The 26,462-nt window shown below is 71.4% G+C and carries 25 protein-coding genes and 3 pseudogenes; 18 read left to right on the top strand and 10 right to left on the bottom strand.

What is annotated here, in order from left to right; all coding sequences use genetic code 11:
* Positions 1 to 67: 67 nt before the first annotated feature.
* The 5 genes from ACGFZS_RS15460 (at position 68) to ACGFZS_RS15440 (ending at position 5,774) form a co-directional block, all read left to right on the top strand.
* Positions 68 to 352 carry a glutaredoxin family protein gene (locus ACGFZS_RS15460; RefSeq protein WP_359227021.1) on the top strand — a complete coding sequence of 95 codons (285 nt, stop codon included), beginning with the start codon at positions 68 to 70 and terminating at the stop codon, positions 350 to 352.
* Positions 353 to 632: 280 nt separating this feature from the next.
* Positions 633 to 1,388: a redox-sensing transcriptional repressor Rex gene (locus ACGFZS_RS15455; protein WP_365696093.1), complete on the top strand. Its 756-nt coding sequence runs from the start codon at positions 633 to 635 to the stop codon at positions 1,386 to 1,388.
* Positions 1,385 to 3,112, top strand: a complete 1,728-nt coding sequence (locus tag ACGFZS_RS15450; protein WP_393795448.1) for a glutamyl-tRNA reductase — start codon at positions 1,385 to 1,387, stop codon at positions 3,110 to 3,112. Before ACGFZS_RS15455 ends, ACGFZS_RS15450 begins: the two co-directional genes overlap by 4 nt.
* Positions 3,109 to 4,071 (top strand): hydroxymethylbilane synthase, encoded by a 963-nt coding sequence (gene hemC, locus ACGFZS_RS15445; RefSeq protein WP_393795447.1) that lies wholly within the window; start codon positions 3,109 to 3,111, stop codon positions 4,069 to 4,071. Before ACGFZS_RS15450 ends, hemC begins: the two co-directional genes overlap by 4 nt.
* A complete protein-coding gene (locus tag ACGFZS_RS15440; RefSeq protein WP_355721805.1) occupies positions 4,068 to 5,774 on the top strand; it encodes a uroporphyrinogen-III synthase in 1,707 nt (568 codons plus the stop codon). The genes hemC and ACGFZS_RS15440 overlap by 4 nt, the downstream gene beginning before the upstream one ends.
* Before the next feature lie 145 nt (positions 5,775 to 5,919).
* Here ACGFZS_RS15440 and ACGFZS_RS15435 read toward each other — a convergent pair whose 3' ends face one another.
* Genes ACGFZS_RS15435 through ACGFZS_RS15425 form a run of 3 tightly spaced genes read right to left on the bottom strand, consistent with a single transcriptional unit; the run spans position 5,920 to position 7,492 of the window.
* Positions 5,920 to 6,291, bottom strand: a complete 372-nt coding sequence (locus ACGFZS_RS15435; RefSeq protein WP_365696097.1) for a roadblock/LC7 domain-containing protein — start codon at positions 6,289 to 6,291, stop codon at positions 5,920 to 5,922.
* A gap of 59 nt (positions 6,292 to 6,350) precedes the next feature.
* Positions 6,351 to 7,145, bottom strand: a complete 795-nt coding sequence (locus ACGFZS_RS15430) for a hypothetical protein (RefSeq protein ID WP_393795446.1) — start codon at positions 7,143 to 7,145, stop codon at positions 6,351 to 6,353.
* Complete coding sequence (locus tag ACGFZS_RS15425) at positions 7,142 to 7,492, bottom strand: hypothetical protein (RefSeq protein ID WP_393795445.1); 351 nt, start codon at positions 7,490 to 7,492, stop codon at positions 7,142 to 7,144. Before ACGFZS_RS15425 ends, ACGFZS_RS15430 begins: the two co-directional genes overlap by 4 nt.
* A gap of 161 nt (positions 7,493 to 7,653) precedes the next feature.
* Here ACGFZS_RS15425 and ACGFZS_RS15420 point away from each other — a divergent pair, with 161 nt between their 5' ends.
* The 3 genes from ACGFZS_RS15420 to ACGFZS_RS15410 all read left to right on the top strand — a co-directional run bounded on the left by ACGFZS_RS15420 (position 7,654) and on the right by ACGFZS_RS15410 (position 10,100).
* Positions 7,654 to 8,019: a hypothetical protein gene (locus ACGFZS_RS15420; protein WP_393662243.1), complete on the top strand. Its 366-nt coding sequence runs from the start codon at positions 7,654 to 7,656 to the stop codon at positions 8,017 to 8,019.
* A 51-nt stretch (positions 8,020 to 8,070) separates the two neighbouring features.
* Positions 8,071 to 9,063 carry a porphobilinogen synthase gene (hemB, locus tag ACGFZS_RS15415; RefSeq protein ID WP_393662245.1) on the top strand — a complete coding sequence of 331 codons (993 nt, stop codon included), beginning with the start codon at positions 8,071 to 8,073 and terminating at the stop codon, positions 9,061 to 9,063.
* 137 nt (positions 9,064 to 9,200) lie between these two features.
* Positions 9,201 to 10,100: an SAM-dependent methyltransferase gene (locus ACGFZS_RS15410; RefSeq protein WP_393795444.1), complete on the top strand. Its 900-nt coding sequence runs from the start codon at positions 9,201 to 9,203 to the stop codon at positions 10,098 to 10,100.
* A gap of 10 nt (positions 10,101 to 10,110) precedes the next feature.
* Here ACGFZS_RS15410 and ACGFZS_RS15405 read toward each other — a convergent pair whose 3' ends face one another.
* Complete coding sequence (locus tag ACGFZS_RS15405; protein WP_393795443.1) at positions 10,111 to 10,833, bottom strand: DUF4232 domain-containing protein; 723 nt, start codon at positions 10,831 to 10,833, stop codon at positions 10,111 to 10,113.
* 178 nt (positions 10,834 to 11,011) lie between these two features.
* Here ACGFZS_RS15405 and ACGFZS_RS15400 point away from each other — a divergent pair, with 178 nt between their 5' ends.
* On the top strand, positions 11,012 to 12,391 hold the full coding sequence (locus tag ACGFZS_RS15400) for a helix-turn-helix domain-containing protein (RefSeq protein WP_393795442.1): 1,380 nt from the start codon (positions 11,012 to 11,014) through the stop codon (positions 12,389 to 12,391).
* Here ACGFZS_RS15400 and ACGFZS_RS15395 read toward each other — a convergent pair.
* Positions 12,337 to 12,537 carry a hypothetical protein gene (locus tag ACGFZS_RS15395; protein ID WP_355721757.1) on the bottom strand — a complete coding sequence of 67 codons (201 nt, stop codon included), beginning with the start codon at positions 12,535 to 12,537 and terminating at the stop codon, positions 12,337 to 12,339. The genes ACGFZS_RS15400 and ACGFZS_RS15395 overlap by 55 nt on opposite strands.
* A 302-nt stretch (positions 12,538 to 12,839) precedes the next feature.
* Between ACGFZS_RS15395 and ACGFZS_RS15390 the strand changes: the two genes are divergently transcribed.
* The 7 genes and pseudogenes from ACGFZS_RS15390 to ACGFZS_RS15360 form a co-directional block, all read left to right on the top strand.
* Positions 12,840 to 14,060 carry a PLP-dependent aminotransferase family protein gene (locus tag ACGFZS_RS15390; RefSeq protein WP_393795441.1) on the top strand — a complete coding sequence of 407 codons (1,221 nt, stop codon included), beginning with the start codon at positions 12,840 to 12,842 and terminating at the stop codon, positions 14,058 to 14,060.
* 89 nt (positions 14,061 to 14,149) lie between these two features.
* Positions 14,150 to 14,749 (top strand): annotated as a pseudogene (locus tag ACGFZS_RS15385) (transposase); the annotation flags it as partial.
* Positions 14,750 to 14,810: 61 nt separating this feature from the next.
* Positions 14,811 to 15,202, top strand: a pseudogene (locus tag ACGFZS_RS15380) (glycoside hydrolase family 3 C-terminal domain-containing protein); the annotation flags it as partial.
* A 106-nt stretch (positions 15,203 to 15,308) separates the two neighbouring features.
* Positions 15,309 to 15,824, top strand: a complete 516-nt coding sequence (locus ACGFZS_RS15375; RefSeq protein WP_393795440.1) for a hypothetical protein — start codon at positions 15,309 to 15,311, stop codon at positions 15,822 to 15,824.
* Between the two features lie 237 nt (positions 15,825 to 16,061).
* Entirely contained in the window at positions 16,062 to 17,165 is a 1,104-nt protein-coding gene (locus tag ACGFZS_RS15370; protein ID WP_393795439.1) for a sensor histidine kinase, read from the top strand.
* The gene (locus ACGFZS_RS15365) at positions 17,162 to 17,887 is read left to right on the top strand and encodes a response regulator (protein ID WP_393795438.1); all 726 of its coding nucleotides are present in this window, start codon (positions 17,162 to 17,164) and stop codon (positions 17,885 to 17,887) included. The genes ACGFZS_RS15370 and ACGFZS_RS15365 overlap by 4 nt, the downstream gene beginning before the upstream one ends.
* Positions 17,884 to 18,472 (top strand): annotated as a pseudogene (locus ACGFZS_RS15360) (DDE-type integrase/transposase/recombinase); the annotation flags it as partial. The gene ACGFZS_RS15365 and the pseudogene ACGFZS_RS15360, both read left to right, overlap by 4 nt.
* Before the next feature lie 7 nt (positions 18,473 to 18,479).
* On the opposite strand, the gene ACGFZS_RS15355 reads toward ACGFZS_RS15360, so the two are convergent.
* Genes ACGFZS_RS15355 through ACGFZS_RS15345 form a run of 3 tightly spaced genes read right to left on the bottom strand, consistent with a single transcriptional unit; the run spans position 18,480 to position 20,365 of the window.
* Positions 18,480 to 19,253 (bottom strand): DUF4253 domain-containing protein, encoded by a 774-nt coding sequence (locus ACGFZS_RS15355; RefSeq protein ID WP_393795437.1) that lies wholly within the window; start codon positions 19,251 to 19,253, stop codon positions 18,480 to 18,482.
* A gap of 42 nt (positions 19,254 to 19,295) precedes the next feature.
* On the bottom strand, positions 19,296 to 19,541 hold the full coding sequence (locus tag ACGFZS_RS15350; RefSeq protein ID WP_393795436.1) for a DUF397 domain-containing protein: 246 nt from the start codon (positions 19,539 to 19,541) through the stop codon (positions 19,296 to 19,298).
* Positions 19,538 to 20,365, bottom strand: coding sequence for a Scr1 family TA system antitoxin-like transcriptional regulator (locus ACGFZS_RS15345; RefSeq protein ID WP_393795435.1), 828 nt, complete (start codon positions 20,363 to 20,365; stop codon positions 19,538 to 19,540). Before ACGFZS_RS15345 ends, ACGFZS_RS15350 begins: the two co-directional genes overlap by 4 nt.
* A gap of 113 nt (positions 20,366 to 20,478) precedes the next feature.
* On the opposite strand from ACGFZS_RS15345, the gene ACGFZS_RS15340 reads away from it, so the two are divergent.
* Entirely contained in the window at positions 20,479 to 20,880 is a 402-nt protein-coding gene (locus tag ACGFZS_RS15340; protein WP_393795434.1) for an ATP-binding protein, read from the top strand.
* 257 nt (positions 20,881 to 21,137) lie between these two features.
* Here ACGFZS_RS15340 and argS read toward each other — a convergent pair whose 3' ends face one another.
* Positions 21,138 to 22,895, bottom strand: coding sequence for an arginine--tRNA ligase (gene argS, locus ACGFZS_RS15335; RefSeq protein ID WP_393795433.1), 1,758 nt, complete (start codon positions 22,893 to 22,895; stop codon positions 21,138 to 21,140).
* Between the two features lie 377 nt (positions 22,896 to 23,272).
* Here argS and lysS point away from each other — a divergent pair, with 377 nt between their 5' ends.
* Positions 23,273 to 25,003 carry a lysine--tRNA ligase gene (gene lysS / locus ACGFZS_RS15330; RefSeq protein WP_393795432.1) on the top strand — a complete coding sequence of 577 codons (1,731 nt, stop codon included), beginning with the start codon at positions 23,273 to 23,275 and terminating at the stop codon, positions 25,001 to 25,003.
* A 66-nt stretch (positions 25,004 to 25,069) separates the two neighbouring features.
* On the opposite strand, the gene ACGFZS_RS15325 is transcribed toward lysS, so the two are convergent.
* On the bottom strand, positions 25,070 to 26,401 hold the full coding sequence (locus ACGFZS_RS15325; RefSeq protein WP_393795431.1) for a DUF2637 domain-containing protein: 1,332 nt from the start codon (positions 26,399 to 26,401) through the stop codon (positions 25,070 to 25,072).
* Positions 26,402 to 26,462: the final 61 nt, after the last annotated feature.

Raw genomic sequence — 26,462 nt, 5'->3', positions numbered from 1 at the left:
TGGGTGTGAACTCTCCGCGACCGGTCTGTTAAACAACCAGTCAAACATGCCGTGGAAGAGCGGGAGAATGGACCCCATGAGTCCTCTCTTCGGCCGGAAGGCCCCCGCGTCTCGTGCGCGATCGGTCACTCTCATCCGTAAGCCGGGCTGTCATTTGTGCGATGACGCACAGGTCGTGGTCGAGAAGGTGTGCGGCGACCTCGACGTGCCCTGGGAGCAGAAGGACATCACCCAGGACGAGCGGCTGCACGACCTGTACTGGGAGCAGATCCCGGTCGTACTGGTCGACGGTGAACAGCACACCTTCTGGCGTGTGAACGAAGACCGGCTCCGTAAGGCACTGACCGACTAGTCCAAACCGGTGGGAAAGTCGCCTAGGATCGACGGCGGCTTGGTCTCGGGGGCGGGATTCGTGAGGAGTGTGTACGGCTTTGCCCCCATTGGAGACGGAGCGTGAGCGCGTATGCGCCGGTTCCCCGCGACCGCGCCGAGGGTGCGTGACCCCGGTCACGTTGGCCGGGCAAATCGGACACCATCTTTGTGCACGCGTTCACAAAGACATAGCCTGCTGTCGACGGGGCGGTCTGGGTACGAGTGACCGTCCGCAGCCCCGCTCAACCCGTTGGAGCACCGTGGCAACTGGCCGAACTCACCGACCGGCGACCCGCAGCCGAGGTATCCCCGAGGCCACCGTCGCCCGGCTTCCGCTGTACCTCCGGGCGCTGACCGCACTGTCGGAGCGCTCGGTGCCCACGGTCTCCTCCGAAGAGCTGGCCGCGGCCGCGGGGGTCAACTCCGCCAAGCTGCGCAAGGACTTCTCTTACCTGGGTTCTTACGGAACGCGCGGTGTCGGCTACGACGTCGAGTACCTCGTCTACCAGATCTCCCGCGAGCTGGGCCTCACGCAGGACTGGCCGGTCGTGATCGTCGGTATCGGTAACCTCGGCGCCGCCCTCGCCAACTACGGCGGGTTCGCCTCGCGCGGTTTCCGGGTGGCCGCGCTGATCGACGCCGATCCGGCGATGGCCGGAAAGCCCGTCGCGGGCATTCCCGTGCAGCACACCGACGACCTGGAGAAGATCATCCAGGACAACGGCGTCAGCATCGGCGTCATCGCCACCCCGGCCGGCGCCGCCCAGCCCGTCTGCGACCGGCTCGTGGCCGCCGGGGTCACCTCCATCCTGAACTTCGCGCCGACCGTGCTGACCGTCCCGGACGGTGTCGACGTCCGCAAGGTCGACCTCTCCATCGAGCTGCAGATCCTCGCCTTCCACGAGCAGCGCAAGGCCGGCGAGGAGCACGAGGGCGCGGCCCCGCCCGCCGCCCCGCACCAGGAGCCCGGCGAGCAGGGACCCGACGGGGACGTACCCGCCGTGATGCCGGCATGAGTCTCCTCGTCGTCGGGCTGAGCCACCGCAGCGCCCCGGTCAGCGTCCTGGAACGGGCCGCGCTCACCACGGACGCCCAGGTCAAGCTGGTCCAGGACACGGTCGCCGCCGAGCCGGCCGCCGAGGCCGCGGTCCTCGCCACCTGCAACCGCATCGAGCTCTACGCCGACGTGGACAAGTTCCACGCCGGGGTCGCCGAGCTGTCCACGCTGCTCGCCCAGCACAGCGGGGTCGGCCTGGACGAGCTCACCCCTTATCTCTACGTGCACTACGAGGACCGCGCCGTCCACCACCTGTTCTCGGTGGCCTGCGGGCTGGACTCGATGGTCGTCGGCGAGGGGCAGATCCTCGGCCAGATCAAGGACTCGCTGGCCCGGGCGCAGGAGCTGCACAGCGCCGGCCGGCTGATGAACGACCTGTTCCAGCAGGGCCTCCGGGTCGGCAAGCGCGCCCACTCCGAGACCGGGATCGACCGGGCCGGACAGTCCCTGGTCACCTTCGGCCTGGAGCAGCTGGCCGCCGGCACCGGCGTCGAGACCTGGGCCAAGGGCAAGAAGGCGCTGGTCATCGGCGCCGGTTCGATGTCCTCGCTGGCCGCCGCGACGCTCGCGCGGGCGGGGGTCGCGGAGATCGTGGTGGCCAACCGGACGCTGGACCGCGCGCAGCGGCTCGCACACCTGCTCGAAGAGCAGTATGGGCAAGGTCTGAACGAGGGCGACGACACGCACGTGACGGCCCGCGCGGTACCGATGGACGCGGTGCCGGGCGAGCTGACACGTGCCGACCTCGCGGTCTCGTGTACCGGGGCGACGGGTCTTGTCCTCACCGCCGACGCCGTCGCGGCCGCCGTCGAGGGACGCACCGGCGAACCCGCCGCCGAGATCGACGTGACCGTACCGGCGGCCCCGAAGCCGCTGCCCGCCCCCGGCCTCGGCGCCGACGAGAACTGCCCGCTCGACCTCACCGCCGCGCAGAGCGGCTTCTCCGTGATGGGCGAGGCCGCGGTCGCCGGGATGGCCGCCGCCGAGCTGGAGCAGCACGCGGCCTGGGTGGACAACGGGACGGTGGACATCCGGGAGACCGGCCGTCGTACGCCCGAGACCCTCCTCGAAGCCGATGCCGAGCTGATCGGCGCGCTCGCCGCGGCCGTCACCCGGGTCGGCCGGATCCCCGAGCGGCGCAGGCCGGAGCCGGTCGCCGGCTTCGTACGGCCCGCTCCCGCGCTCTTCCTCCTCGACCTCGCCATGCCCCGCGACATCGACGCGGCCGCGCACCGGCTGGCCGGGGTGCGGCTGGTCGACATCGAGTCGCTGGCCGAGGCGTCGGCCGACGCCCCGATGGCCGCCGACGTGGACCAGGTCCGCCGTATCGTTTCGGACGAGGTGGCCGCGTTCGGTGCCGCGCAGCGGGCCGCGCACATCACGCCGACCGTGGTCGCGCTGCGCACCATGGCCGCCGATGTGGTGGCCGGCGAGATCGCCCGGCTCGACGGGCGCCTGCCCGGCCTGGACGAGCGGCAGCGCGGGGAGATCCGGCAGGCCGTGCACCGGGTCGTCGACAAGCTGCTGCACGCGCCGACCGTACGGGTCAAGCAGCTCGCGGCCGAGCCCGGCGGCGCCGGGTACGCGGACGCGCTGCGGACCCTGTTCGACCTCGACCCCGAGACGGTGGCCGCCGTCTCCCGGGCCGTGGACAGCACAGACGAGAAGGACCGACCGGCATGAGTGACAAACCACCACTGAGGCTGGGGACCAGGCGCAGCAGACTCGCCATGGCCCAGTCCGGGCAAGTGGCCGAGGCCGTGAGCCAGGTGACCGGACGGCCCGTCGAGCTCGTCGAGATCACCACCTACGGCGACACCTCCCGTGAGCACCTCGCGCAGATCGGCGGCACGGGGGTCTTCGTGACCGCCCTGCGCGACGCGCTGCTGAGCGGTGAGGTCGACTTCGCGGTTCACTCGCTCAAGGACCTCCCGACCACCCAGCCCGAAGAGCTGGCGCTGGCGGCCGTACCGCTGCGCGAGGACCCGCGCGACGTGATCGTCGCCCGGGACGCGCTGAAGTTCACCGACCTGCCGCGCGGCGCGCGCATCGGCACCGGTTCGCCGCGCCGGACGGCGCAGCTGAACGCGTACGCGCGCGGCCACGGGCTGGACATCGAGACCGTCCCGATCCGGGGGAACGTCGACACCCGCATCGGGTACATACACGACGGCGAACTCGATGCGGTGGTGCTGGCCGCGGCCGGCCTCAGCCGCATCGGCCGCCTCGACGAGGTGACCGACTTCCTGTCGGTCGACACGATTCTGCCCGCCCCCGGCCAGGGGGCACTGGCGATCGAATGCGTCGCGGACAACGCGTCGCTGATCGCCGCGCTCGGGGAACTCGACGACCCGTTCACCCGGGTCGCCGTGACCGCCGAGCGGTCACTGCTCGCCGCCCTGGAGGCCGGCTGCTCCGCCCCTGTGGGCGCGCTGGCCGACCTTCTGGCCGACGGGCAGATTGTCAAGGAAATGCGCCTGCGGGGAGTCGTCGGCACGACCGACGGCACCCGGATGGTGCAGTTGTCCACCACCGGTCCCGTGCCCGAGACATACGACCAGGCGACGGCGCTCGGTCGCGAACTCGCCTCCGAGATGCTTGCCCAGGGCGCGGCCGGTCTGATGGGGGAGCGAGCACAGTGAGCCCCACCAACCTTCCCGCCGGCCTCGATCACGGGCACGTCACCTTCCTGGGTGCCGGACCCGGGGATCCGGGACTGCTGACCTTGCGTGCCGTGGAGGCACTGTCCAGCGCGGACGTCCTGGTCGCCGAGCACGAGGTGCTCGACGTGATCAGGGCCCACGCCAGGCAGGGCGTCTCCGTCGTGCCCACGAGTCCGGACTACTCGTCGGACCCGTATCCGGGCACAGGCGCGCCTCAACTCACGGTTGTTGACGGTGCGTCAACAACCGCTTCCCTCCCGCCCGTGCGGGATGCGGCTCATCTTGTCATGGAGGCCGCGCGGGGTGGCAGGCGGGTCGTCCGTGCGGTGTCCGGGGACCCGGGACTTGATACGTACGCCACCGAGGAAATGCTCGCCTGCGCGGCGGCCGGTGTGCCTTTCGAGGTCGTGCCGGGTGTCGCGGCGGCGGTGGGCGTGCCCGCGTACGCCGGTGTGCCGCTGCGCGACGCGCAGGGCACCGACGTCCGTTTCGTGGACGCCCGGACGGCCTCCGACCGGTGCTGGACCGAGGTCGGCGCCTCGGACGGCACGGTCGTCGTGTCGACCTCGCTCGACTCGGTCGCGGCCGCGGCCGGTGAGCTGGTCGCCGCCGGCCGCAAGCCGGACACCCCGCTGACCGTCACCGTCGCCGGTACGACGACCCGGCAGCGGACCTGGACCGCCACCCTCGGCACCATCGCGCAGACGCTGAAGCAGGCGAAGGTGCTGCCGTCCCCGGACGGCGGCCGGCCGGTGATAGCCGTGGTCGGTGAGCGGTCCGCCGCCGCCCAGCGCGACCAGTTGTCGTGGTTCGAGTCCAAGCCGCTGTTCGGCTGGAAGGTGCTCGTACCGCGCACGAAGGAGCAGGCGGCCTCGCTCTCCGACCAGCTGCGGTCGTACGGGGCCGTGCCGCACGAGGTGCCGACGATCGCCGTCGAACCGCCGCGCACGCCCCAGCAGATGGAGCGGGCGGTGAAGGGGCTCGTCACCGGACGGTACGAGTGGATCGCCTTCACGTCGGTCAACGCCGTCAAGGCGGTGCGGGAGAAGTTCGAGGAGTACGGGCTCGACGCCCGGGCCTTCGCGGGGATCAAGGTCGCGGCGGTCGGGGAGCAGACGGCGAAGGCGCTGGTCGCCTTCGGCGTGAAGCCGGATCTGGTGCCGTCGGGTGAGCAGTCGGCCGCGGGGCTCCTTGAGGACTGGCCGCCGTACGACCCGGTGTTCGACCCCATCGACCGGGTGTTCCTGCCGCGGGCCGACATCGCCACGGAGACGCTGGTCGCCGGGCTGATCGAGCTCGGGTGGGAGGTGGACGACGTGACCGCCTACCGCACGGTGCGGGCGTCGCCGCCGCCGGCCGAGACGCGGGAGGCGATCAAGGGCGGCGGGTTCGACGCCGTGCTGTTCACGTCGTCGTCCACCGTGCGGAACCTGGTGGGTATCGCCGGGAAGCCGCACAACGTGACGGTGATCGCGTGCATCGGTCCCGCGACGGCGAAGACCGCGGAGGAGCATGGGCTGCGGGTGGACGTGATGGCTCCGGAGCCGTCGGCGGGCAAGCTGGCGGAGGCGTTGGCTGAGTTCGGGCTGCGGCGGCGGGCGAGTGCGGTGGAGGCGGGGGATCCGGTGACTCGGCCGAGTGAGCGGCGGCCGGGGGCGCGCAGGAGGCGTACCACTACGTGAGGTGAGCAGCGGGAGGGGTCTGGGGGCTGCGCCCCCGGACCCCTTTTGCGTTCGTGGTTGTCTGCGGGTGCGTGGGGGCTGGTCGCGCCCACGCGGCGGAGCCGCATATCGATACAGCCCCGCGCCCCTGACGGGGCGCTTTTACTTACGGGGTGTCGTTGTCGAGGACCTTTTTGAGGTTGGCGACGACTGTGGGGATCTCCCGGTCGAAGGCGAGGCCGTCGATGCCCTCGTCCGTGATGACGGCGAGGAGGGCTCGGGTGCCGACGGCGGTGATGATGACGTGGCCGGCGTTGCACTGGGCGGTGAGCTGGCGGAGGGTGCCGGTTTTGCCCTGGTCGGCGAGGCGGTGGCCGAGGGAGAGGGCGGCGGAGGCGAGGGCGGCCATGGACTCGGGGTGGGTCTTGTCGGTGTCGCCGGCCACCACCAGGCCGTCGACGGTGGCCAGGACGGTCTCGGAGACGCCCATCACCCGGTCGCGCAACGAGACGAGGATGTCCTGCACGGGGTCGCTCATGGTGGCTACTTCCTGTCGTGCTCGGTGGTGCGGAGGCGCGGCCGGCCTCCCCGGGACCGCTAGCGCTTGCGGCGGGGGAGCGGGGTCGCTGAGGGTTGCGAGGGTGTCGTCGAGGGGTGGGGAGGGGTGCGCAGGGCCGTGCTGGGGCGGGCGGCGGCGGTGCCGGACGGGGGCTGGAGAAGGCCCTGGGCCAGGAGGTCGCGGAGGTCCAGCATGACGGCGAACAGGCCGCGGCCGAGGGTGAACGCGATGTCCCGGGGGGTCCTGCGGCCGTCGGCGGCGGTCAGGACGGTGCGGTGCCGGGGGGAGAGCCGGGCGGTCTGCCGCGGGTCGCGGGCGGCCGGGGCCGGGGCGAGGCGGTCGCGGGCGAAGCGGGCCGTGGCGCCGCGTTCGTTCGCCAGCAGTCGGACACGGCGGGTGTTCTCGGTGACCAGGCGGGCGGGCGGCACCGCGGCGCCCGTTTCGAGCAGCGGGCGCGCGGCGGCCACCTCCCAGCCGTCCGGGCTGGTCAGGGCAAGGGCGAAGGCCGCGTCGAAGAGGGCCGCCTGGCCGATGATCTCCAGTTCGGCGGCGCCCAGCAGGCCCTGGGCGACCAGTTCCCGGGCCAGCCGCGCGGGGTCGGTGCCGGCGGCGCGGACGGCGGCCCAGTCGTCTTCGGTGACCCGGTGCGACTTGAGCAGAAGCACCTCGACACCGGGGGCGCCGGGTGTCTCCACGCCCACGACCAGGCCGTCCCGGACGTGGATGGCACCGCCCGGGGTGCCCGCGACCAGAACGGTGCAGGACCGTTTCTCTGTGTACAGGGCGGACAGCAGGGCGGGGATGTTGCGGGGGGCCGGGGTCTCGTCGGTCATGCGAGCAGTCGGCCCGTGTGCTCGGCCAGGTCCCGCAGCGCCCAGGTGATGTTCGTACGGTGCCGGTCCACCAGGGCGAAGAGCAGGAGCGGGTCGCCCTCGCGGTCGACCCGGGTCGTCACGTGGTGGTGGCTGGTGGTCGTGATGACGACGGTCTCCAGCTCGCCCTCGAAACCGGCCCGGTTGAGGTGGGTGGTCAGCAAGTGGGCGGTCTCCTGGGCGTCCTGGGACGGTCCCGTGTCGCCGTGCTCGGCGTAGGGGAGACCCGTCACGCCGTCCAGGAGAGCCGCGGCGGTCACACCGGGCGTGCCGACGACGCCGTCCAGGACGGTGTCGAGCGAAGTCATGAGTTCCCCCTCCTGACGCTCGTTCGCACAGTACTTTATTGCCAACTGTGGCAACACTGGCCAAAGATGACACTTATTCGGACCGGGAGGGGTCGGGAAGCAACCCCTGCCGATCCGTACGCGTCCGAGTTGACCCATGTAAGGAAATCGAGGGGACCAGCGTGAACATCGAGACCACCCTCAAGGAAGCAATGAGCATCGACGGGGCCCTCGGGGTCGCCCTCGTCGACTACGAGAGCGGCATGTCCCTCGGCGTGCTGGGCGGCGGGCCCCACCTGGACCTGGAGCTGGCCGCGGCCGGGAACACCGAGGTCGTGCGGGCCAAGCAGCGCACCCTGAAGTCCATCGGCCTGGACGACGAGATCGAGGACATCCTGATCACGCTCGGCGGCCAGTACCACCTGATCCGCCCCATGACCAAGGTCGGCGGTTCGCTCTTCCTCTACCTCGCCCTGGACCGCGGCCGCAGCAACCTCGCCCTGGCCCGGCACAGCCTCAAGAAGCTGGAGAGCGAGCTGGAGGTCTGACCGACGCCACGTCGGCAAGCGTGCCCGTGTGACGGGCGTAGCGTAGGGAGCATGACGAAGTACGGCTCCTTTCCCGGCACGCGGCCGCGTCGGCTGCGGACCACCCCCGTCATGCGGCGCATGGTCGCCGAGACCCGGCTGCATCCCGCGGACTTCATCCTCCCGGCGTTCGTCCGCGAGGGCGTCTCCGAGCCGGTGCCGATCGGCGCCATGCCCGGTGTCGTACAGCACACCCGGGACAGCCTGAAGAAGGCCGCCGCCGAGGCCGTCGCGGCCGGGATCTCCGGGATCATGCTGTTCGGGGTGCCGGAGGAGAGCAAGAAGGACGCCCTCGGGACGCCCGGCACCGACCCGGACGGGATCCTCCAGGTCGCGCTGCGGGACGTGCGCGCCGAGGTCGGCGACGAACTGCTCGTGATGTCCGACCTCTGCCTCGACGAGACCACCGACCACGGGCACTGCGGGGTGCTGGACGCCGAGGGGCGCGTGGACAACGACGCCACCCTGGAGCGGTACGCCGAGATGGCCCAGGTGCAGGCCGACGCCGGCGCCCATGTCGTCGGCCCCAGCGGGATGATGGACGGGCAGATCGGCGTCATCCGCGACGCCCTCGACCAGATCGGCCGCGAGGACGTCGCGATCCTCGCCTACACCGTGAAGTACGCCTCCGCCTTCTTCGGCCCGTTCCGGGAGGCCGTCGGCTCGTCCCTCAAGGGCGACCGCAAGACCTACCAGCAGGACCCCGCCAACCTGCGGGAGTCGATGCGCGAGCTGGCCCTGGACCTGGCGGAGGGGGCCGACATGGTGATGGTCAAGCCCGCCGGGCCCTACCTCGACATCCTCGCCCGGGTCGCCGACTCCGTGGACGTGCCGGTCGCCGCCTACCAGATCTCCGGCGAGTACTCGATGGTCGAGGCCGCCGCCGAGAAGGGCTGGATCGACCGCGAACGGGCCATCCTGGAGACCCTCACCGGCATCAAGCGGGCCGGCGCGCAGAACATCCTGACGTACTGGGCGGTGGAGGCCGCCCGGATGCTGGGCTGAGCCGCCGGACCGTGCGTCACGGTGCCCCCGCTCGGAGAGATCCGGCCGGGGGCACTTTCAAGTCGCCGATGGCGTTAGGTTGTTGACCGTCCGTTGTTGACCGTCCTCGCCCTTCGCCGACCGTCCGGGAGACGCCCATGTCCGGTGACGCCCTCAGTCAGGACCCCGCCGAGCTGAGAAGGAGGATCGACACCAGCAAGGCACACCCGGCCCGGGTGTACGACGTCTTCCTCGGCGGCAAGGACCACTATCCCGCCGACCTCGCCGCCGCCTCCGCCGCGCTCTCCGCCAACCCGCGCGGCTACCTCGACGTCCGGCACAACCGCGACTTCCTGCGCCGCGCCGTGAACACGCTGGCCGCCGACGGGATCCGGCAGTTCCTCGACATCGGCACCGGCCTGCCCACCGCGGAGAACGTCCACCAGATCGCCCAGCGCGTCATACCCGACTCCCGGGTGGTGTACGTCGACAACGACCCGATCGTCCTCGCCCACGCCCGCGCCCTGCTCACCAGCGGACCCGAGGGCCGTACCGACTACATCGACGCCGACTTCCGGAACCCGGTGGAGATCCTCGAACAGGCCTCGAAGACACTGGACTTCGACGAGCCGGTCGCCCTGTGCCTGGTGGCGATCCTGCACTTCGTGGAGGACGAGGAGGCCTACCCGATCGTCCGCGGGCTCGTCGAGGCGCTGCCCGCCGGCAGCCGGGTGGTGCTCAGCCACCTCACCGAGGACCTCAACCCGGAGAACATCCGGGCGGTCCAGCGGGCCTACACCGAGCGCGGCTTCAGCTTCGTCCTGCGGTCGCGGGCCGACGTCGAGCGCTTCTTCACGGAGAACTCCCTCGCCCTGGCCGAGCCGGGCGTGGTCCCCGTGCACCGCTGGCGCGCCGACCACGCGGCGCCCGTGCCGGAGCAGCCCGACGCCGCCTTCCTGGAGTCCCTCGACCACATCGAGCGGGTCCGCTACGCCGACATCAACGACGTCACCGACGCGGACATCAACGTCTACGCGGGGCTGGGCGCGAAGGCCTGAGGCCCGCCATTCACCAGTCGAGGACGTCGTCCTGGTTCCGCTGCCAGTACGTCACCCGCAGCGAGCTGTCGTAGTACACGCCCTTCGCTGGCAGCGGCGGTGTCGCCGAGGCACCGCCGCTGCTGTTGGGGGTCATGCCCTGGAAGGCGACGGTCAGCTTCTTGCCGGTCGTGCCGCCGTCGCCGCTGCCGTCGGCCGCGGTCAGCAGCACGCCCGCGTAGCCGGACTCGCCCGGCGCGAGGGTGGTGACCGCCTGCGGGTGGGTCGCCTCGTCGGGCTGCGGCACCCACTGCATCTCGTCGAAGCGCAGGACGGGGTAGTAGGTGAGGTCGCAGGTCCTGCTGCCGGTGTTCCGCACGGTCAGCAGCAGGTGGTTCAGCGGGCGGGAGAGCGGCTGGGCGGTGACGGTGGTGTTGGAGCCGTTGCACAGGACGCGGGAAGTGCCGCTACTGCCCGGCTGCCGCGTGTTCTTCGTGGCGGTGTCGCTCACGGGCGAGGGCGTCGACCTGGCGGTGCCCGAACCGGTTGTGCCGGTGCCCGTGTTGCCCGTGGAGGCTTCGGAAGTCTTCGGTGTCGGCGTCGGGTTGGCCGACTGCGGTGCGGTCGTCGCCGGTGCGGACGCGCCCTCGTCGCGGGTGCCCGTTCCGTTCTCGCAGGCCGTGAGGGCGAGGGCGGCGACGGCGGCGCCGGTGGCGGCGAGCAGACGGACACGGCGGGTGGCGCGCTGGGCCATGGCGAATCCTCTTTCGAGTGGTGGCGTGCTTGGATGGCCACAGCCTGTGGGCCGCTCCGTCCCGTCCGCCACAGCCGCCGGACGATCCGGGACGCTGGAACGGCCATACCGGCTCTGACCTGTAAGAACAGCCCTTCCCTGGAACGCGGGAACGGGATGCGGGGGGGACGGAGGAACGGTGTCGGACGGCACTTCGGGAAGCGGTTTCGCCGAGTTGCTGCGGGAGTTGAAGGACCGCTCGGGGCTCAGCTACGGCACGCTCGCCAAACGGCTGCACATGAGTACGTCCACCCTGCACCGCTACTGCAACGGGGACGCCGTACCGGCGGACTACGCCCCCGTGGAACGCCTCGCCCGGCTCTGCAAGGCCGGCCCCGAGGAACTCGTCGACCTGCACCGGCGGTGGGTGCTGGCGGACGCGGAGCGGGGGCGGAAGCCGGACGCGCCCCGGAAGCCGGCCGAGGCGGTGCCGGGGGAAACGGCGGCCCAGGGAGCGGCGGTGGGCGTGGCGCCGGCGGCTGCAGAACCGGCGGCTGCGGAATCGGCGGCTGCGGAACCGGCCGTACCGGCGTCCCCGGAGCCGTTGGTGGAGTCGGTGCCGGAGTCGTCGGTGGGGCGGGACGACGGGCGGCGTCGGCGTGCCGTCCGGCCCGTGCTGCTCGCCGGCACCGCGGTCGTCGTCCTGCTCGGCGCCGCCGTTCTCGCCGTGAAGCTGCCCTCCGGCGGGACCGACGACAAGGGGCAGGGACCCGCGGGCGCCGCCGCGTCGGTGTCCGGCGGCCCGCGCTCCGCGGGGGCGACGGCCTCGGGCACCCCGTCCACCGCCTCGCCGTCCGCCTCCGCCTCCGGCGACTCCGGCTCGTCCTCCCCGTCCGTGTCGGCCACGGCCACCGGCGGCTCAGGGGACGCCGGTACGGCCGCCTCCGCGCCCGCCGCCGGCACCACCGCGCCGCCGCTCACCGTCAACACCCAGCCGTACTCCTGGGAGAGCCCCTGCTCCCAGCACTACCTGATCGACCGGGCCCCGGCCGACGTGGCGCCGCCGCCCCTGGAGACCGACGCCACCGCCTGGGTCTCCGCGCACCAGGCGGTCTCCTCGGGGGAGCAGTACGTCACGCTGACCGTGCAGGGGACCGGCAAGGAGTCGGTGGTGCTGGAGAGCCTCGCGGTCCGCACGGTGGACCGGAGCGCGCCGCTCGCCTGGAACGACTACGCGATGGGATACCCGGGCGTCGGCTGCGGCGGGAACGTGCCCACCCGCTCCTTCACCGTCGCCCTGGACGCGATGCGCCCGGCGGTCGTCCCGGAGGCGGGACACCGGGACTTCCCGTTCAAGGTGAGCGAGTCCGACCCCGAGGTGTTCTACGTGACGGCGGACGCCTCGGCGTACTCCGTCGGCTGGTATCTGGAGCTGTCCTGGTCCAGCGGGTCGCGGCACGGGACGCTGCGGATCGACGACAAGGGGCGGCCGTTCCGCACGAGCGGCAACAACGGGCGGCCCGCCTACGAGTTCCCGCTGGGCGGCGAGGCCTGGCGGGCCGCGTCGTCGGGGGACTGAGAGAGGGACGCGGCGGAGGGGCCCTCGTCGCGTACGCCCTGTCCGTCCCGGCACCCGCTGAGGGCGGTCGCGGCGACCAGCGCGAGGGCGGCCACCGCGAGCAGACGGCGGCGGCCGGGGGCCGGGGTGGGGCGCGTGGCGGACATGCGAGGACTCCCTTGGCGAACTCGGCTCGGTCGGTGATCCCGAACTGCCTTCAGCCTGTCCGGCGGTCCGCCCGCGCCGCCAGAGCACACCGGGAATCCGGGACGCGTGCCGCCGTTCCACCCCTGTGACCTGTGCGGATCCCGTCCCGTGGGACGACGGTCCGGGACGTCCGGGCCGCCGGAGCGGGGGCCCGGGCGCCGTCCGTCCGGATCGCGGAATGACGGGTGTAGGCGGCACGCACCTCTCTAGGCTCCGGCCAAGACGAGGATCAGACCGCGGATCAGACCCAGGAGAGCCGTCCATGACCGTCACCAGCGCCCCCGCCGCCGCACCCCCCGCCGCCCTGCCGCCGCTCGCGGCCCGTGCCCGTACCGTCGGCGGTTCGCCCGTGCGGGAGATCCTCGCGGTGACCGCACGCCCCGAGGTGATCAACTTCGCGGGCGGGCTGCCGGCTCCGGAGCTGTTCGACCGGGAGGGCATCGCCGCCGCCTTCCGCACGGTCCTGGAGGAGACGCCCGAGCGGGCGCTGCAGTACTCCACGACCGAGGGCGAACCGGTGCTCCGGCAGGGGCTCGCGGCCCGCCTCCAGGCGCAGGGCCTGCCCACCGGCCCGGACGACCTCCTGATCACCACCGGCTCCCAGCAGGCCCTCTCCCTCCTCGCGAGCGCCCTGATAGACCCCGGTGACACGGTCCTCGTCGAAAGCCCCTGCTATCTGGCGGCACTTCAGGTGTTCGGGCTGGCCGGGGCGCGGATCCTGCCCGTCCCCTGCGACGACGACGGAGTCGACCCGGCCGCCCTCGCGGAGCTGATCCGTGCCGAGCGGCCCAAACTCCTCTACCTGGTCCCGACGTTCCAGAACCCCACCGGCCGCACCATGCCCGCCGCCCGCCGCGCCGCCGTCGCCTCGGCCGCCGCCCGGCACGGCCTGTGGATCGTCGAGGACGACCCCTACGGCGAGCTCCGCTACGACGGCGACCGCGTCCCCTGGATCGCGTCCTTCCCCGGCGCCGAGGACCGCACGGTCCTGCTGGGCTCCTTCTCCAAGGTCATGGCCCCCGGCCTGCGGCTCGGCTGGCTCCGCGCCCCGGGCGCCGTGCGCCGCGCCTGCGCGGTGGCCAAGCAGGCGGCCGACCTGCACACCCCGACCGTCAACCAGCTGGCCGCCGCCCGCTATCTGGACGTCCTCGACACCCATGTCGCCAAGGTCCGCGCCGTGTACGGCGAACGCCGGGACGCGATGCTCGCCGGGCTGGCCGACGCCCTCCCGGCCGGCTCCGCCTGGAACCGGCCCGAGGGCGGCATGTTCCTCTGGGCCCGGCTCCCGGAGCCGTACGACACCACCGCCCTGCTCCGCCGGGTGGTGGAGCGGAACGTGGCCTACGTCCCCGGCGAGCCCTTCTACGCGGCCGACCCCGACCGCTCGACCCTGCGGCTCTGCTTCGTCACACAGACACCGGAGGAGATCGCGGAGGGCCTGCGCAGGCTCGCCGAGGGCCTCGCCGGGGGTCTCGACGGCTAGCTGTATTGCCCACAAGCGTTGTTGACGGCGGGTTCGTGCGGGAGCAGGCCGTGAGGTGAAGGCGTCAACCACGGTCTGGGGAGCCAGAAATGACGAAGCGGCTGCCGTGTCCTCCCGCACCGGGTCCGCTGGAAGCATATGCAGCCGGCTTCGACGATCTCTTCCAGACGTTGGCCCAGCGGCGGGGGTTTCGGGAGTACCTGGCCGGCACGGAGCCCGTGGAGGGTGCCCAGCATGCGGCGGTACAGCGCCTGCAGTTCCTCCTGTCCGAGTCGACCTGGGACGGTGAGCAGGTCAAGGCCCGCCGCCTTGCGTCGTTGCTGGCCGACCCGGCCACTGCGCCGCATCAAGGAGGGGTGCTGGCCATCGACGATTCCGGTGATCGCAACGACGGCAGCGCGACCGCGCACGTGGGCAAGCGGTATCCCGGCTCGGTCGGGAAAATCGGCCGGGGCGTGGTCACGGTGGCCATGTGCTGGGCCGACGAACGCCTCTACCACCCGCTGCATGCGGTGCCCTACACGCCCGCTCACCACTTCCCAGGCGGGAAGAATGGCCCGGCTTTCCGCACCAAGCTGCAGATCGGGGCCGGCCTGGCCCGCGCAGCGAAGACTGCCGGCGTGGTGTTCCGGGCGGTCGTCGCCGACTGCGCCTATGGCGACCACAGCACCTTCCGCGCTGAACTGCCCAACGCCCGCTTGCCGTTCGTGATGGCCCTCAAACGCGGACACGGCACCTGGCAGTACAAAGACGCCTTCCGGCCCGTCGATGCCGCCCGCGGCCTCGCCTGGCACGGGCCCGTCAGTCGAGGTGGCGGCCCGGGCGGTGGCGGCGGCCGGGGAGGCGGACGCGGCGGTGCTGACGACGTACAACGTCACCGCGGCGAGTGCGCAGCGCGCCCTGGCGGACCGGGCAGCGGCGACGGGCCGGCCGGTGGTCGCGGTGGCAGTCCGCAACCCCTACGACGCCGCCCACCTCGCCTCCACCTGGCCTGGCCACCTATTCATGGTCCAGAGGCCGAACTGCGCGCCTCCGCACGGGTGATCGCGGGGACGGTACGCCCGGGACGGCTCCCGGTGCCGGTGCCACGGGCGGACGCCCCGGCCCGCGAGCTCTACCCCCTCGGCCACGGGCTGACGTAACCCGGGCGGTCTCGTGCGTCAACCCGTGGGTTGACGCCGGGTATCAAACCAGGAGTCAACCCGCGGGCCGAGGCCGTGCGGCGCCGCGGGCGGCAAGCTCTTCGCCATGACGACGACTGACTACCTCATCTCCGCCGCCCTGATCCTTCTGGTGATTCCGCAGATGCGCGGCGGCCGTCTGACGCCCCGCACGCTCCTGCTGCCGCTGGTGTCCGTCAGCGCCGCGGCCGCGCACTACCTTCATTCCTTCCCGACCGAGGGCCACGACGTCCAGCTGGACCTCTTCGGCGTCACGATGGGCATAGTGCTCGGACTGGCCAGTGGACTGGCCACCCGCGTCAGCCTGACGGAGGACGGCGCCGCGTACTCCAAAGCCGGGTGGCTGGCCGCCCTTCTGTGGGTGCTCGGCATGGGCGCGCGCTCGGCCTTCGTGTACTGGGCCGAGCACGGCGGCGCTCACACCATGGCGCAGTTCAGCCGCGACAACCTGATCACCGGCACCGCCGCCTGGACCGCCGCGCTGCTGCTGATGGCCGTCACGCAGGTGGTGTGCCGCCTGGTGGTGGTGCGCGTCCGGGCCTACCGGCTTACCTCCCCCCTTGCCACCCCCGCCGCGGCCTGAAGCGTGGCACCCAGCAGACCGCCGCTCGCAACACACTCCGCCCCGGCCCGGTTCCGCGTTCGCGGGCCCGGGCCGGGCTTTGCGATCAGCGGCGCAGCGCGCATCTATTCTTCAGAAGTGACGGACACACTTCAGCCGACGGGCCAGGTCAGTCCACGGCTGGCCGTGGCTCTTGCCAGTGCGCGGGAGCGACGCGAAGGCAGGGGCCGGCGCATGCAGCCCGTGTTGTGGGGGGTCATGGCCGCCGTCGCCGTCCAGTCCCTGCACGCTTCCCCCGCCCCCGGCGTCAGAGGCAGGCACCTGGCAGTCACCCTGGTGCTCGTCGGCTGTCTGCTGCCCATGGCCGCGGCCGCGTCGAACCTGTGGCCCCTCACCGGTCGCCCTGCCCGCTGCCTGGTGTTCTGCGTGCTGGTGGACGGCTTCGGGTTTGCGCTGGGCATCCTGCAGCCCGGCTCGATGTCCACCCTGCCACCGTCCGTCGTGGTCCTGACGGCCTTCCTCATCCTGGAGCGACGGGCGGCCACCGTGCTCGCGGTCGTCGTCATGGGCTGTCTGACCGGTGCGGCGGCCGCCGGGTTGGACGGCGGTACCGACAACTTCCTGCATCAGGTCCTGTTCGGCGTCCTCCTGGCCGTCGTGGGCATCGTGGTGCGGCAGTCGATCATCAACGAGGTGGCCGTCACCGTGCTGCTGGCGCAGCTCGAGGACGCCCGGGAGGCGGAGACCGAGGCGGCGGCGCTGGCCGAACGCACCCGTATCGCCCAGGATCTGCACGACGTGCTCGCCCATACTCTGTCCGGACTGGCCGTGCAGATACAGGCCGCCCGGCGGATGGCCCGGCGCGACCAGGCGAGCGGGGATCTGCGGGGGCTGCTGGACCGGGCCGGTGGGCTGGTCAAGGAGGGTGTGGCCGATGCGCGCCGGGCTGTGCGGGCGCTGCGCGGCGAGCGTGTGCCCTCTCTCGAGCGGCTGCCCGAACTGGTCGAACGCTATCGGGTGGACCTGGAGCTCGACGTGACGCTGTCCGTGACGGGGCCGCACCGGGAGCTGCAGCCCGACGTTGGTGAAGCCCTGTACCGCGGAGTGCAGGAGGCGTTGACCAATACGGTCCGCTACGCACGCGACGCGCAGGCCACGGTGACGCTCGTCTATGAGCCCAGTGCCACCATCCTGACCGTCGAAGACCGCCGGACCGGGCCTGGACCGGTCCGGGCGGCACTGGTCGAAGGCTCCGGTCTGGGGCTGACCGGCATGCGCGAACGCGTGACCGGGGTCGGCGGCACCCTGCACGCGGGGTCGACAGCGCACGGATGGGAAGTACGGATGGAGATACCCGCGTGACGGAGCCCGGCGAAACGGCATCTGACGGCGAGAGGATCAAAGTACTGGTCGCGGACGATCAGCAGATCGTCCGCAAGGGCCTGGTCCTGCTGATCGGCATGCTGGACGGCATCGAGGTGGTCGGCGCAGCCCGTGACGGTGCGGAAGCGGTGCTGCTCGCCGGACAACAGGCCCCGGACGTAGTACTGATGGACCTGAACATGCCGGTCCTCGACGGTGTCGCGGCCACTGCGACACTGCGTGAGCAGGTACCCGGCTGCAAGGTACTCGTGCTGACCACCTACGCCGACGACGACTCCGTCTTCCCGGCACTGCAGGCGGGAGCGCGGGGCTATCTCACCAAGGACGCCGACGACGACGCGATCGAGGACGCCATCCGCAGCGTCCACGAAGGCCGTATCTGGCTCGATCCTGAGGTACAGGCCCGTCTGGTCACGGCCGTGCAGACCAGCGAGGTCGTACCGCCCGCCGCGCAGCGAGCACAGGCCCCCATGCCGCGAACTCCCGCACCTTCCGACGTTCTGACCCCGCGTGAGACCCAGGTACTCACCCTCATCGCCCGGGGCCTGTCCAACGCGGAGATCTGTGCCCGGCTCGTCGTCAGCCCGGCCACAGTGAAGACGCACATCAACCGCATCTTCACCAAGATCGGCGCAGCCGACCGTGCCCAGGCCGTCGGCTACGCCTATCGCAACAACTTGGTCGAGCCCTGGGACGCATGAACCGGCTCCGCTGGATGGACCGGCCCACCGGCCAGGTCATCCGCCGCTACGAACGCGAACGGGCCGGCGAGCTCATCCGTGTCGACATTAAGAAGCTCGGCAACATCCCCGACGGCGGCGGCACCGCATCATGCCGCGCCAGCAGGGCATCGCCAACCGGCAGGCCGCCACCGGTGTCCGCAGGAACGGGCATCCCGTGATCGGCTACAGCTTCGTCCACACCGCTATCGACGACCACTCCCGGCTCGCCTACAGCGAGGTCCTGACGAACGAACGCAAGGAAACCGCCGCGGCGTTCTGGCTGCGCGCGAACGCCTTCTTCATGGCACACGGCATCAACGTCGAGCGAGTCCTGACCGACAACGGTTCCTGCTACAGGTCCAGCCTGTTCGCCCAGACTTTGAGCACCGCAGGCATCGCCCACAAGCGCACCCGGCCGTATCGCCCGCAGACGAACGGCAAGGTTGAGCGCACCGAGGCCCTGGGGACTTCCTCCATACCTACAACCACCACCGGTGCCACACCGCACTCGGCGGGCAGCCACCCATAAGTCGAGTCAACAACCCTCCGGGTCAATACAGCTAGCGGGGGCTCAGTCCCAGTAGAAGTGCCACAGCCGCTCGCCGACCAGCTGCTCGGCGTAGGACGAGAGGGTGTCGTCGGCGCCGGACAGCACGGCGTACGGGCAGAACGCGAAGTGCTCGGCGGCGAGCGCCTCCGCCTGGTCGAGGTCGGCGGGCGGGGCGGCCACGGAGAGGGCGAGGTGGTCCAGGCCCAGGGCCACCACCCGTATCCCGAAGCGGTCCTCCCAGGAGCGCAGCACCGCGCACAGCCGGGCGACGTCCTCCTCGTAGTTCACCGGCCCGCTCCAGCCGATCGCCGCCGGTATGTCGGCGCTGCGCCGGGCCGACACCAGCGCCAGGTGCGGCTCCTTCAGCCAGGGCCGGCCCTGGCTCAGCGCGTCGGCGACATCGGCGGCCCGCGCGTCCGGGTGGGCGACCAGAGCCGGGGCGGGGGCGAGCCCGGGCCACTCCGCGCCCTCCAGCGGGTCCTCCTCCCAGAAGTCCTCCAGCACCTCGTCGGCGTCGTGGTCCCCCGGGTACGAGGTCTCCCCGGGCGCGAAGTCCCAGTCGTCGATCTCGGACACGTCGACGAGCACCGGCAGCAGCCCCGCGCGCGTGGCCGGCGCACCCAGCGCGGACCAGGTCCCGGGCCCCGCGGGCTGCCCGGCGTACCACAGCAACGGCTCGTGCCACGGGCCGTCGAGCGTGTCGTCGACCAGTGTCCCGGGCGGGAGTTGAAGCCCCAGGGACCGACCGCTCGGGTCGGTCGCCAGCTTGGGCAGCGGGTTGGGAAGAGTCGCCATGGCGATGACTGTAAGGGGGCCCACTGACAACGGCGGAAGCGGTTATCCCACCGACGCGGTGAAGGCGGCCCAGGCGGCGGGGGAGGCGGTGAGGGTGGGGCCGGTTTCCGCCGGGTTCTTGGAGTCCCGGATGTGGATGGCGTGGGGGCAGGCGGCGACTTCGACGCATGCGCCGCCTTCGTCACCGCTGTAGCTCGACTTCCGCCAGGCGACGGCGACTTCGATGCACTGGCCGCCCTCGTCGCCACTGTAGGTCGACTTGAACCACTGAAGCGCCTCGGTGTTCATCGCTCTCCTAGCAGGCGGTCGAGCAGACCCATCGAGTCCTGAGTGGTCAGGGCCTGTGTCCGCAGCATCGCATACTTGCGCGCCAGCCTGGAGACCTCATCCGCGTCGGATACCCACTGGCTGCCCCGCTGTGATTCGGTGTACGCGAGGTGCTGGTGGTCCGGCGTTTCGAGGAGGATGAAGGGGCCGTTGACTCCTGCGTGGCAGGGGCTGCTCAGGAGCAGGAACTGCAATGACACGCAGGGCAGTTCGGCGAGCTCGCGAAGGTGGCGGAGCTGGCCCCTCCGCACCTCTGGTCCGCCGAGTGCCATGAGCAGCACCGGTTCCCAGACGACGAAGCTCAGCGTCGGCGCGTTCCTGCGGTGCAGGATCTCCTGGCGCTCCAGCCGGGCCGCCGTCCGCGTCTCGACCTCGTCCCCGTCGTAGGCGGGCACGCGGTTGCGCAGGACGGCCCGCACATACGCCTCCGTCTGCAGAAGACCGGGGAGCACCGCGTTGTCGTACCAGGACAGGGCGATCGCCTCGCGCTCATGCTCCATGTAGACCTCGGCCCACATCGGGAACTGGTCCACGTCCGGCAGGTTCGCCACCCCCGCTGCCAACATCCCCTTCGTGTCCAGGACTTCGTCCATCCGTGCCGCCACGTCCGGTTTCAGCGCCCGCCTGCCCTGCTCGATCGACGCGACCGTCTGCTCGTCGAGCCCCACCCGAAGGCCCAGCTCGGTCTGCGTCAGACCGGCGACCCGGCGGGCCGCGCCGAGCTGCTTGCCGAGCATCTTCATCGACGTCTGGTTCTTCGGCCGCGGCGGCTTCTTCGCGCTCATGTCGGTCTCAATCCCCTGGGGCACGCGTACGTCACCGGGTCGGAACCCGTACAAAAATTTCGTACGGGTTCACTGCCTGCCTCACGTTAGTGACTCTGCGCGACATTCGTCCCGTGAACGACGTAACCGAACTCCTCTACCCCCGCGAACAGTTCTACGCCCGGGAGCGCCGATCCGTGCCCGCGGCCAGGCGGTTCGCCGCGCAGTCGCTCAGATGCTGGGGCCTGGCGGACTGGGCCCGCGCCGACGACGTGTCGCTGTGCGTGAGCGAGTTGGCCACGAATGCCTTGCTGCACGGGGTGCCGCCCGGACGGGGCTTCCTGCTGCGGTTGCGGTACGACGGTGACGTCGTCCGCGTGGAGGTCCACGACAGCGGGACGGGGGTGCCGAAGATCGCCGACGAGACGGATGGCGAGGGTGGACGCGGTCTGTTCCTGGTCGCGGCGCTCGCCGACAAGTGGGGGGTGTGCGAGCGGGAGCTCGGCAAGGTGGTGTGGGGCGAGTTCACGTCCTGATGCGGATGAGTACGGCCGAGGGTCAGGACCCAGGTACCGGATCGGCATAGCCCCACATGGGAGTTCAGCCCCAGTCCCTGGCGCTCGTCGTCCTCGCCATGGCGACTCTGTACGGGGCGTTCGGCGGCGGTGGCAGCGCGGGGCCGGGCGAGAACAAGTAGCCGTCCGCCCGACACGGACACCGACACCACGGCGCCGCGCCCCGAATGTTCTTCGGGGCGCGGCGCCGTGGTGTCGACCGGGTCTCCTGCCCGCGGTCAGAGCCGCTCGGGTGTCCGGATGCCCAGCAGGGACATGCCCTGGTGGAGGGTGCGGGCGGTCATGTCGCAGAAGAGGAGGCGGTTCTCGACCTGGGCCGGGGTGTCGGCCTTGAGGACCGGGCACTTGTCGTAGAACGAGGTGTAGAGGGACGCCAGTTGGTACAGGTACGCGGCCAGCTTGTGCGGGGCGTACTCGGCCGCCGCCTCGAAGACCGTGTCGCCGAAGGCGTCCAGGTGCAGGCCCAGCGCCCGCTCCGCGGTGTGCAGTTCCAGCTCCGGGTGGGCGGCGGGGCGGACGTCGCCCGCCTTGCGGAGGATGGACTGGATCCGGGCGTAGGCGTACTGGAGGTAGACCGAGGTGTCGCCGTTGAGCGAGACCATCTGGTCCAGGTCGAACTTGTAGTCCCGGCTGGGGGACGTGGACAGGTCGGCGTACTTCACCGCGCCGATGCCGACCTGCGTGGCCCGCTCCTGGATCTCGTCCTCGGTCAGGTCCTGCGCCTTCTCCCGGACGACCTCGGCGGCCCGCTGCACCGCCTCGTCCAGCAGGTCCTCCAGCCGTACGGTCTCGCCCTCACGCGTCTTGAACGGCTTGCCGTCCGCACCCAGCACCGTGCCGTAGCCCATGTTGTGCGCGGTGACGTCGTCGGTGAGCCAGCCCGCCCGGCGGGCCGCCTCGAAGACCATCTTGAAGTGCAGGGACTGGCGGACGTCCACGACGTAGAGCAGGGACGTGGCGTGCAGGTCCTGGACCCGGTTGCGGATCGCCGTCAGGTCGGAGGCCGCGTAGCCGAAGCCGCCGTCCGCCTTCTGCACGATCAGCGGGACCGGCTGGTCGTCCTTGCCCCGGATGTCGTCGAAGAAGACGACGAGCGCGCCCTCGGAGCGGACCGCCACGCCCATCTCCTCCAGGAGGCGGGCGGTCTCGGGCATGCCGTCGTTGTACGCCGACTCGCCCACGATCTCGTCGTCGCGGATCTCCATGTCCAGCTTCTCGAAGACCGAGTAGAAGTAGACCTTCGACTCGTCCACGAACCGCTGCCACAGGTCGAGGGTCTCCTTGTCGCCGGACTGGAGGGAGACCACCCGCTTCCGGGCCCGCTCCTTGAACTCCTCGTCCGCGTCGAAGACCGCCCGGGACGCCTTGTAGACCCGGTTCAGGTTCGACATGGCCTGCTCGCCGTCCGTGTCGGTCTCCGCGGCCAGCTCGGCCGGGTTCTCGATCAGGTACTGGATGAGCATGCCGAACTGGGTGCCCCAGTCGCCGATGTGGTGCCGGCCGACCGTCCGCTCGCCGGTGAAGTCGAGCATGCCGCGCAGGGCGTCGCCGATCACCGCGGAGCGCAGGTGGCCAACGTGCATCTCCTTGGCGACGTTCGGCTGCGCGTAGTCGATGACGGTGAGGCCCGGGTGCGGCTTGGAGGGCACGCCGAGCCGGTCGCCGTCCGCGTACCGCGCGGCCAGGTTCTCGGTGATCGCCCGGTCCGCGAGGGTGATGTTGAGGAAGCCGGGGCCGGAGACCTCGACGTCCTGGATCAGGTCCGCGCCGGTGGTGATGTGCGAGACGACCTGCGTCGCCAGCTCCCGGGGGTTGGCCTTGGCCTTCTTGGCGGCGGCGAGGATGCCGTTCGCCTGGTAGTCGGCGCGGTCGCTGCGTCGCAGCAGGGGGTCCACGGGGGCCTCCGGCAGGGTGGCCGAGAGGGCGTTCGTGAGCTGCTGGGTGACGGAGTCGCTGAGGGACGTGACCGGGGCCATGGGGTGGGAGCCGTTCTCCTCGTGGGTGCGGGTAGACGGGTCCAGTATTTCACGGGGGGTAAAGGGGTTTTTGCGGCCACGGGGTGGGGGTGGTGCGGTGCGCTGCCGGGTGCGGGTGCGTGGGGGCTGGTCGCGCAGTTCCCCGCGCCCCTAAGCGGCGGCTGCGCCGCCGGTCGGGGGGTGCGCGGTCGCTGGTCGCGCCCGCGCGGCGGAGCCGCATATCGGATACAGCCCAGCGCCCCCAAGCGGCGGTTGCGCCGCCGGTCGGGGGCCTCTCGGGAACCCGTTTTCGTAGATGTGACGGCGCCTGGGAGAATGGAGCGGTCAGCCGTGCGACCGTACCGGCTGCCCGTTGCCAGAAAGAAGGACGTGCCGACGTGGCTCAGAGCACCGAGACCACCGACTGGGTCTCCCGTTTCGCGGATGAGGTCATCGAGGAGTCGGAGCGTCGGGCCCCGGGCAAACCGGTCGTCGTCGCGTCCGGGCTCTCGCCGTCGGGGCCGATCCACCTGGGCAACCTGCGCGAGGTGATGACCCCGCACCTGGTCGCGGACGAGGTCCGGCGGCGCGGGTACCAGGTGCGGCACCTGATCTCCTGGGACGACTACGACCGGTACCGCAAGGTGCCCGCCGGTATCGCCGGGGTCGACGAGAGCTGGGCCGAGCACATCGGCAAGCCGCTGACCTCCGTGCCCGCGCCGAAGGGCTCCGCGTTCCCGAACTGGGCCGAGCACTTCAAGGCCGCGATGGTCGCGTCGCTGGCCGAGCTGGGTGTGGAGTTCGACGGGATCAGCCAGACGGCCCAGTACACGTCCGGTGTGTACCGGGAGCAGGTGCTGCACGCCATGAAGCACCGGGGTGACATCGACGCGATCCTGGACCAGTACCGGACGAAGAAGGCCCCCAAGAAGCAGCAGCAGAAGGCCGTCGACGAGGCCGAGCTGGAGGCCGAGGAGGGCTCGGGCGCGGCGAGCGAGGACGACGGCTCGTCCGGCTCCGCCGGGTACTTCCCGTACAAGCCGTACTGCGGGGGCTGCGGCAAGGACCTGACGACCGTCACGGCGTACGACGACGACAGCACCGAGCTGTCGTACGTCTGCGCCGAGTGCGGCTTCACCGAGACCGTCCGGCTGAACGAGTTCAACCGCGGCAAGCTGGTCTGGAAGGTCGACTGGCCGATGCGCTGGGCCTACGAGGGCGTGATCTTCGAGCCGAGCGGTGTCGACCACTCCTCGCCGGGGTCCAGCTTCCAGGTGGGCGGGCAGATCGTCGGGATCTTCGGCGGGCAGCAGCCCATCGGGCCCATGTACGCCTTCGTCGGCATCAGCGGCATGGCCAAGATGTCGTCGTCCCGGGGCGGGGTGCCGACCCCGGCCGACGCGCTGAAGATCATGGAGCCGCAGATCCTGCGCTGGCTGTACGCCCGCCGCCGGCCCAACCAGTCCTTCAAGATCGCCTTCGACCAGGAGATCCAGCGGCTCTACGACGAGTGGGACAAGCTCGACGCCAAGGTCGCGGAGGGCGCCGCGCTGCCCGCCGACGTCGCCGCGCACTCGCGTGCCGTGCGCACGGCCGGCGGTGAGCTGCCGCGGACGCCCAAGCCGCTGCCGTACCGGACCCTCGCCTCCGTCGCCGACATCACCGCCGGGCACGAGGACCAGGCGCTGCGGATTCTGACCGAGCTGGACCCGGCGAACCCGCTGGGGTCGGTGGACGAGGCCCGCCCGCGGTACGACAAGGCCGAGGCCTGGATCAACACCCAGGTACCGGCCGACCAGCGGACCATCGTCCGCGAGGAGCCCGACGCCGAGCTGCTGAAGTCCCTCGACGAGGCGTCCCAGCAGTCCGTACGACTGCTGCTCGACGGGCTCGCCGAGCACTGGTCGCTCGACGGGCTGACCCACCTCGTGTACGGCGTGCCCAAGGTGCAGGCCGGGTTCTCCGCGGACGCGACGCCCAAGGAGCTGCCGGCCGAGATCAAGACGGCCCAGCGCACGTTCTTCGCGCTGCTGTACCACCTGCTGGTGGGCCGGGACACCGGCCCCCGGCTGCCCACGCTGCTGCTCGCGGTGGGGCAGGAGCGGGTACGGGCCCTGCTCGGGGCGTAGCACCGGGATGTGAGGCACGAAGCATGAAGAAGGGGCCCTCCTCGGCGGAGGGCCCCTTCGTTCGGCTTACGCGATGTGGTCTTCCTGCAGCTCCGCCGTGTGGCGGTTGGTGAAGCGGTTGACCATGCGATCCGCGTCGCGCTGCGGGAGCGTGATGCCGAAGGTCGCCTCCACGTCACCCCGGAACTGGCCGGAGCTGGGGTAACCGCCGTCTATCGACTTCTTGAAGACCAGGTAGAAGTCCTCCTCCGTCGGCTCCGGGGGCCCGCCGCCCTCGCCGAGCTCACGGGTGCGGCCCGGGCCGGAGGGGATGGGGAAGCTGCCGGTCTGCTCCGACGGGGACTCCTCGGGGAGGGGCGGCTGCTCCTCCGGGAACTGGCTCTGGGCGAGCTGTTCCTGCCGGTACTGCTGTTCTTGCTGGTACTGCTGCTCCTGCTGGTACCGCTGCTGCTCCTGCTCGTACCAGGCCGCGTACTGCTCCTCGGTGAACTGCGGCTCGTACGGCGGCTCGAAGTCGGGGTTGTAGTCGCCGTGGTACTGGATCTGCTGCGGGTCCCTGGCGTGCAGCCACTGGTTGACGTCCCCCTCGGGTTCCGGCGCCGCGGCCTGCCGGGGAACGGCCGGCTGCCCGGCGCCGGCGGCCAGTTCGGGGCGCTGCTCGGCGGGCGGTGCGACCGCTGCCGCCGGAGCCGGGGCCGGTACGGCGGGTGCGGGGGCCGGCAGGAGGGCCGGGAGGTCGATGCCCGCCGCCGCCAGCCCCTCCGGGGCGGTGTCGGCGAGGGGGACGCCGTACTTCGCCAGGCGCAGCGGCATCAGGGACTCCACCGGAGCCTTGCGGCGCCAGGCCCGGCCGAAGCGGGAGCGGAGCCGCGCCTGATAGACGAGACGTTCCTGCTCCAGCTTGATGACCTGGTCGTAGGAGCGCAGCTCCCACAGCTTCATACGGCGCCAGAGCAGGAAGGTCGGGACCGGGGAGAGCAGCCAGCGGGTGAGGCGGACCCCCTCCATGTGCTTGTCCGCCGTGATGTCGGCGATCCGCCCGATCGCGTGCCGGGCCGCCTCGACCGCCACCACGAACAGGACCGGGATGACCGCGTGCATGCCCACGCCCAGCGGGTCCGGCCAGGCCGCCGCGCCGTTGAAGGCGATCGTGGCGATGGTCAGCAGCCAGGCCGTCTGCCGCAGCAGCGGGAAGGGGATGCGGATCCAGGTCAGCAGCAGGTCGAGGGCGAGCAGGACGCAGATGCCCGCGTCGATACCGATCGGGAAGACATAGGCGAAGTTCCCGAAGCCCTTCTTGATGGCCAGCTCACGGACGGCCGCGTACGAACCGGCGAAGCCGATGCCGGCGATGATCATCGCGCCGGTCACGACCACGCCGATGAGAACGCGGTGCATCCGAGTCAGCTGTATTCGCTCGGCCACCCGTACTCCCCTCCCCTTGCGTGTTGTTGCGCGC

Origin of the sequence: Streptomyces sp. NPDC048288, from assembly GCF_043201555.1 — a bacterium.
In the GTDB taxonomy this organism is placed as follows: domain Bacteria; phylum Actinomycetota; class Actinomycetes; order Streptomycetales; family Streptomycetaceae; genus Streptomyces.
This window is presented reverse-complemented; position numbering and strand designations above follow the sequence as displayed.

Coding starts and splice junctions, on each gene's coding strand:
- ACGFZS_RS15460 (WP_359227021.1), top strand. CDS start 68: ATGGACCCCATGAGTCCTCTCTTCGGCCGGAAGGCCCCCGCGTCTCGT.
- ACGFZS_RS15450 (WP_393795448.1), top strand. CDS start 1,385: ATGAGTCTCCTCGTCGTCGGGCTGAGCCACCGCAGCGCCCCGGTCAGC.
- hemC (WP_393795447.1), top strand. CDS start 3,109: ATGAGTGACAAACCACCACTGAGGCTGGGGACCAGGCGCAGCAGACTC.
- ACGFZS_RS15435 (WP_365696097.1), bottom strand. CDS start 6,291: ATGAGCGACCCCGTGCAGGACATCCTCGTCTCGTTGCGCGACCGGGTG.
- ACGFZS_RS15430 (WP_393795446.1), bottom strand. CDS start 7,145: ATGACCGACGAGACCCCGGCCCCCCGCAACATCCCCGCCCTGCTGTCC.
- ACGFZS_RS15425 (WP_393795445.1), bottom strand. CDS start 7,492: ATGACTTCGCTCGACACCGTCCTGGACGGCGTCGTCGGCACGCCCGGT.
- hemB (WP_393662245.1), top strand. CDS start 8,071: ATGACGAAGTACGGCTCCTTTCCCGGCACGCGGCCGCGTCGGCTGCGG.
- ACGFZS_RS15410 (WP_393795444.1), top strand. CDS start 9,201: ATGTCCGGTGACGCCCTCAGTCAGGACCCCGCCGAGCTGAGAAGGAGG.
- ACGFZS_RS15405 (WP_393795443.1), bottom strand. CDS start 10,833: ATGGCCCAGCGCGCCACCCGCCGTGTCCGTCTGCTCGCCGCCACCGGC.
- ACGFZS_RS15395 (WP_355721757.1), bottom strand. CDS start 12,537: ATGTCCGCCACGCGCCCCACCCCGGCCCCCGGCCGCCGCCGTCTGCTC.
- ACGFZS_RS15390 (WP_393795441.1), top strand. CDS start 12,840: ATGACCGTCACCAGCGCCCCCGCCGCCGCACCCCCCGCCGCCCTGCCG.
- ACGFZS_RS15375 (WP_393795440.1), top strand. CDS start 15,309: ATGACGACGACTGACTACCTCATCTCCGCCGCCCTGATCCTTCTGGTG.
- ACGFZS_RS15370 (WP_393795439.1), top strand. CDS start 16,062: ATGGCCGCCGTCGCCGTCCAGTCCCTGCACGCTTCCCCCGCCCCCGGC.
- ACGFZS_RS15355 (WP_393795437.1), bottom strand. CDS start 19,253: ATGGCGACTCTTCCCAACCCGCTGCCCAAGCTGGCGACCGACCCGAGC.
- ACGFZS_RS15350 (WP_393795436.1), bottom strand. CDS start 19,541: ATGAACACCGAGGCGCTTCAGTGGTTCAAGTCGACCTACAGTGGCGAC.
- ACGFZS_RS15345 (WP_393795435.1), bottom strand. CDS start 20,365: ATGAGCGCGAAGAAGCCGCCGCGGCCGAAGAACCAGACGTCGATGAAG.
- argS (WP_393795433.1), bottom strand. CDS start 22,895: ATGGCCCCGGTCACGTCCCTCAGCGACTCCGTCACCCAGCAGCTCACG.
- ACGFZS_RS15325 (WP_393795431.1), bottom strand. CDS start 26,401: ATGCACCGCGTTCTCATCGGCGTGGTCGTGACCGGCGCGATGATCATC.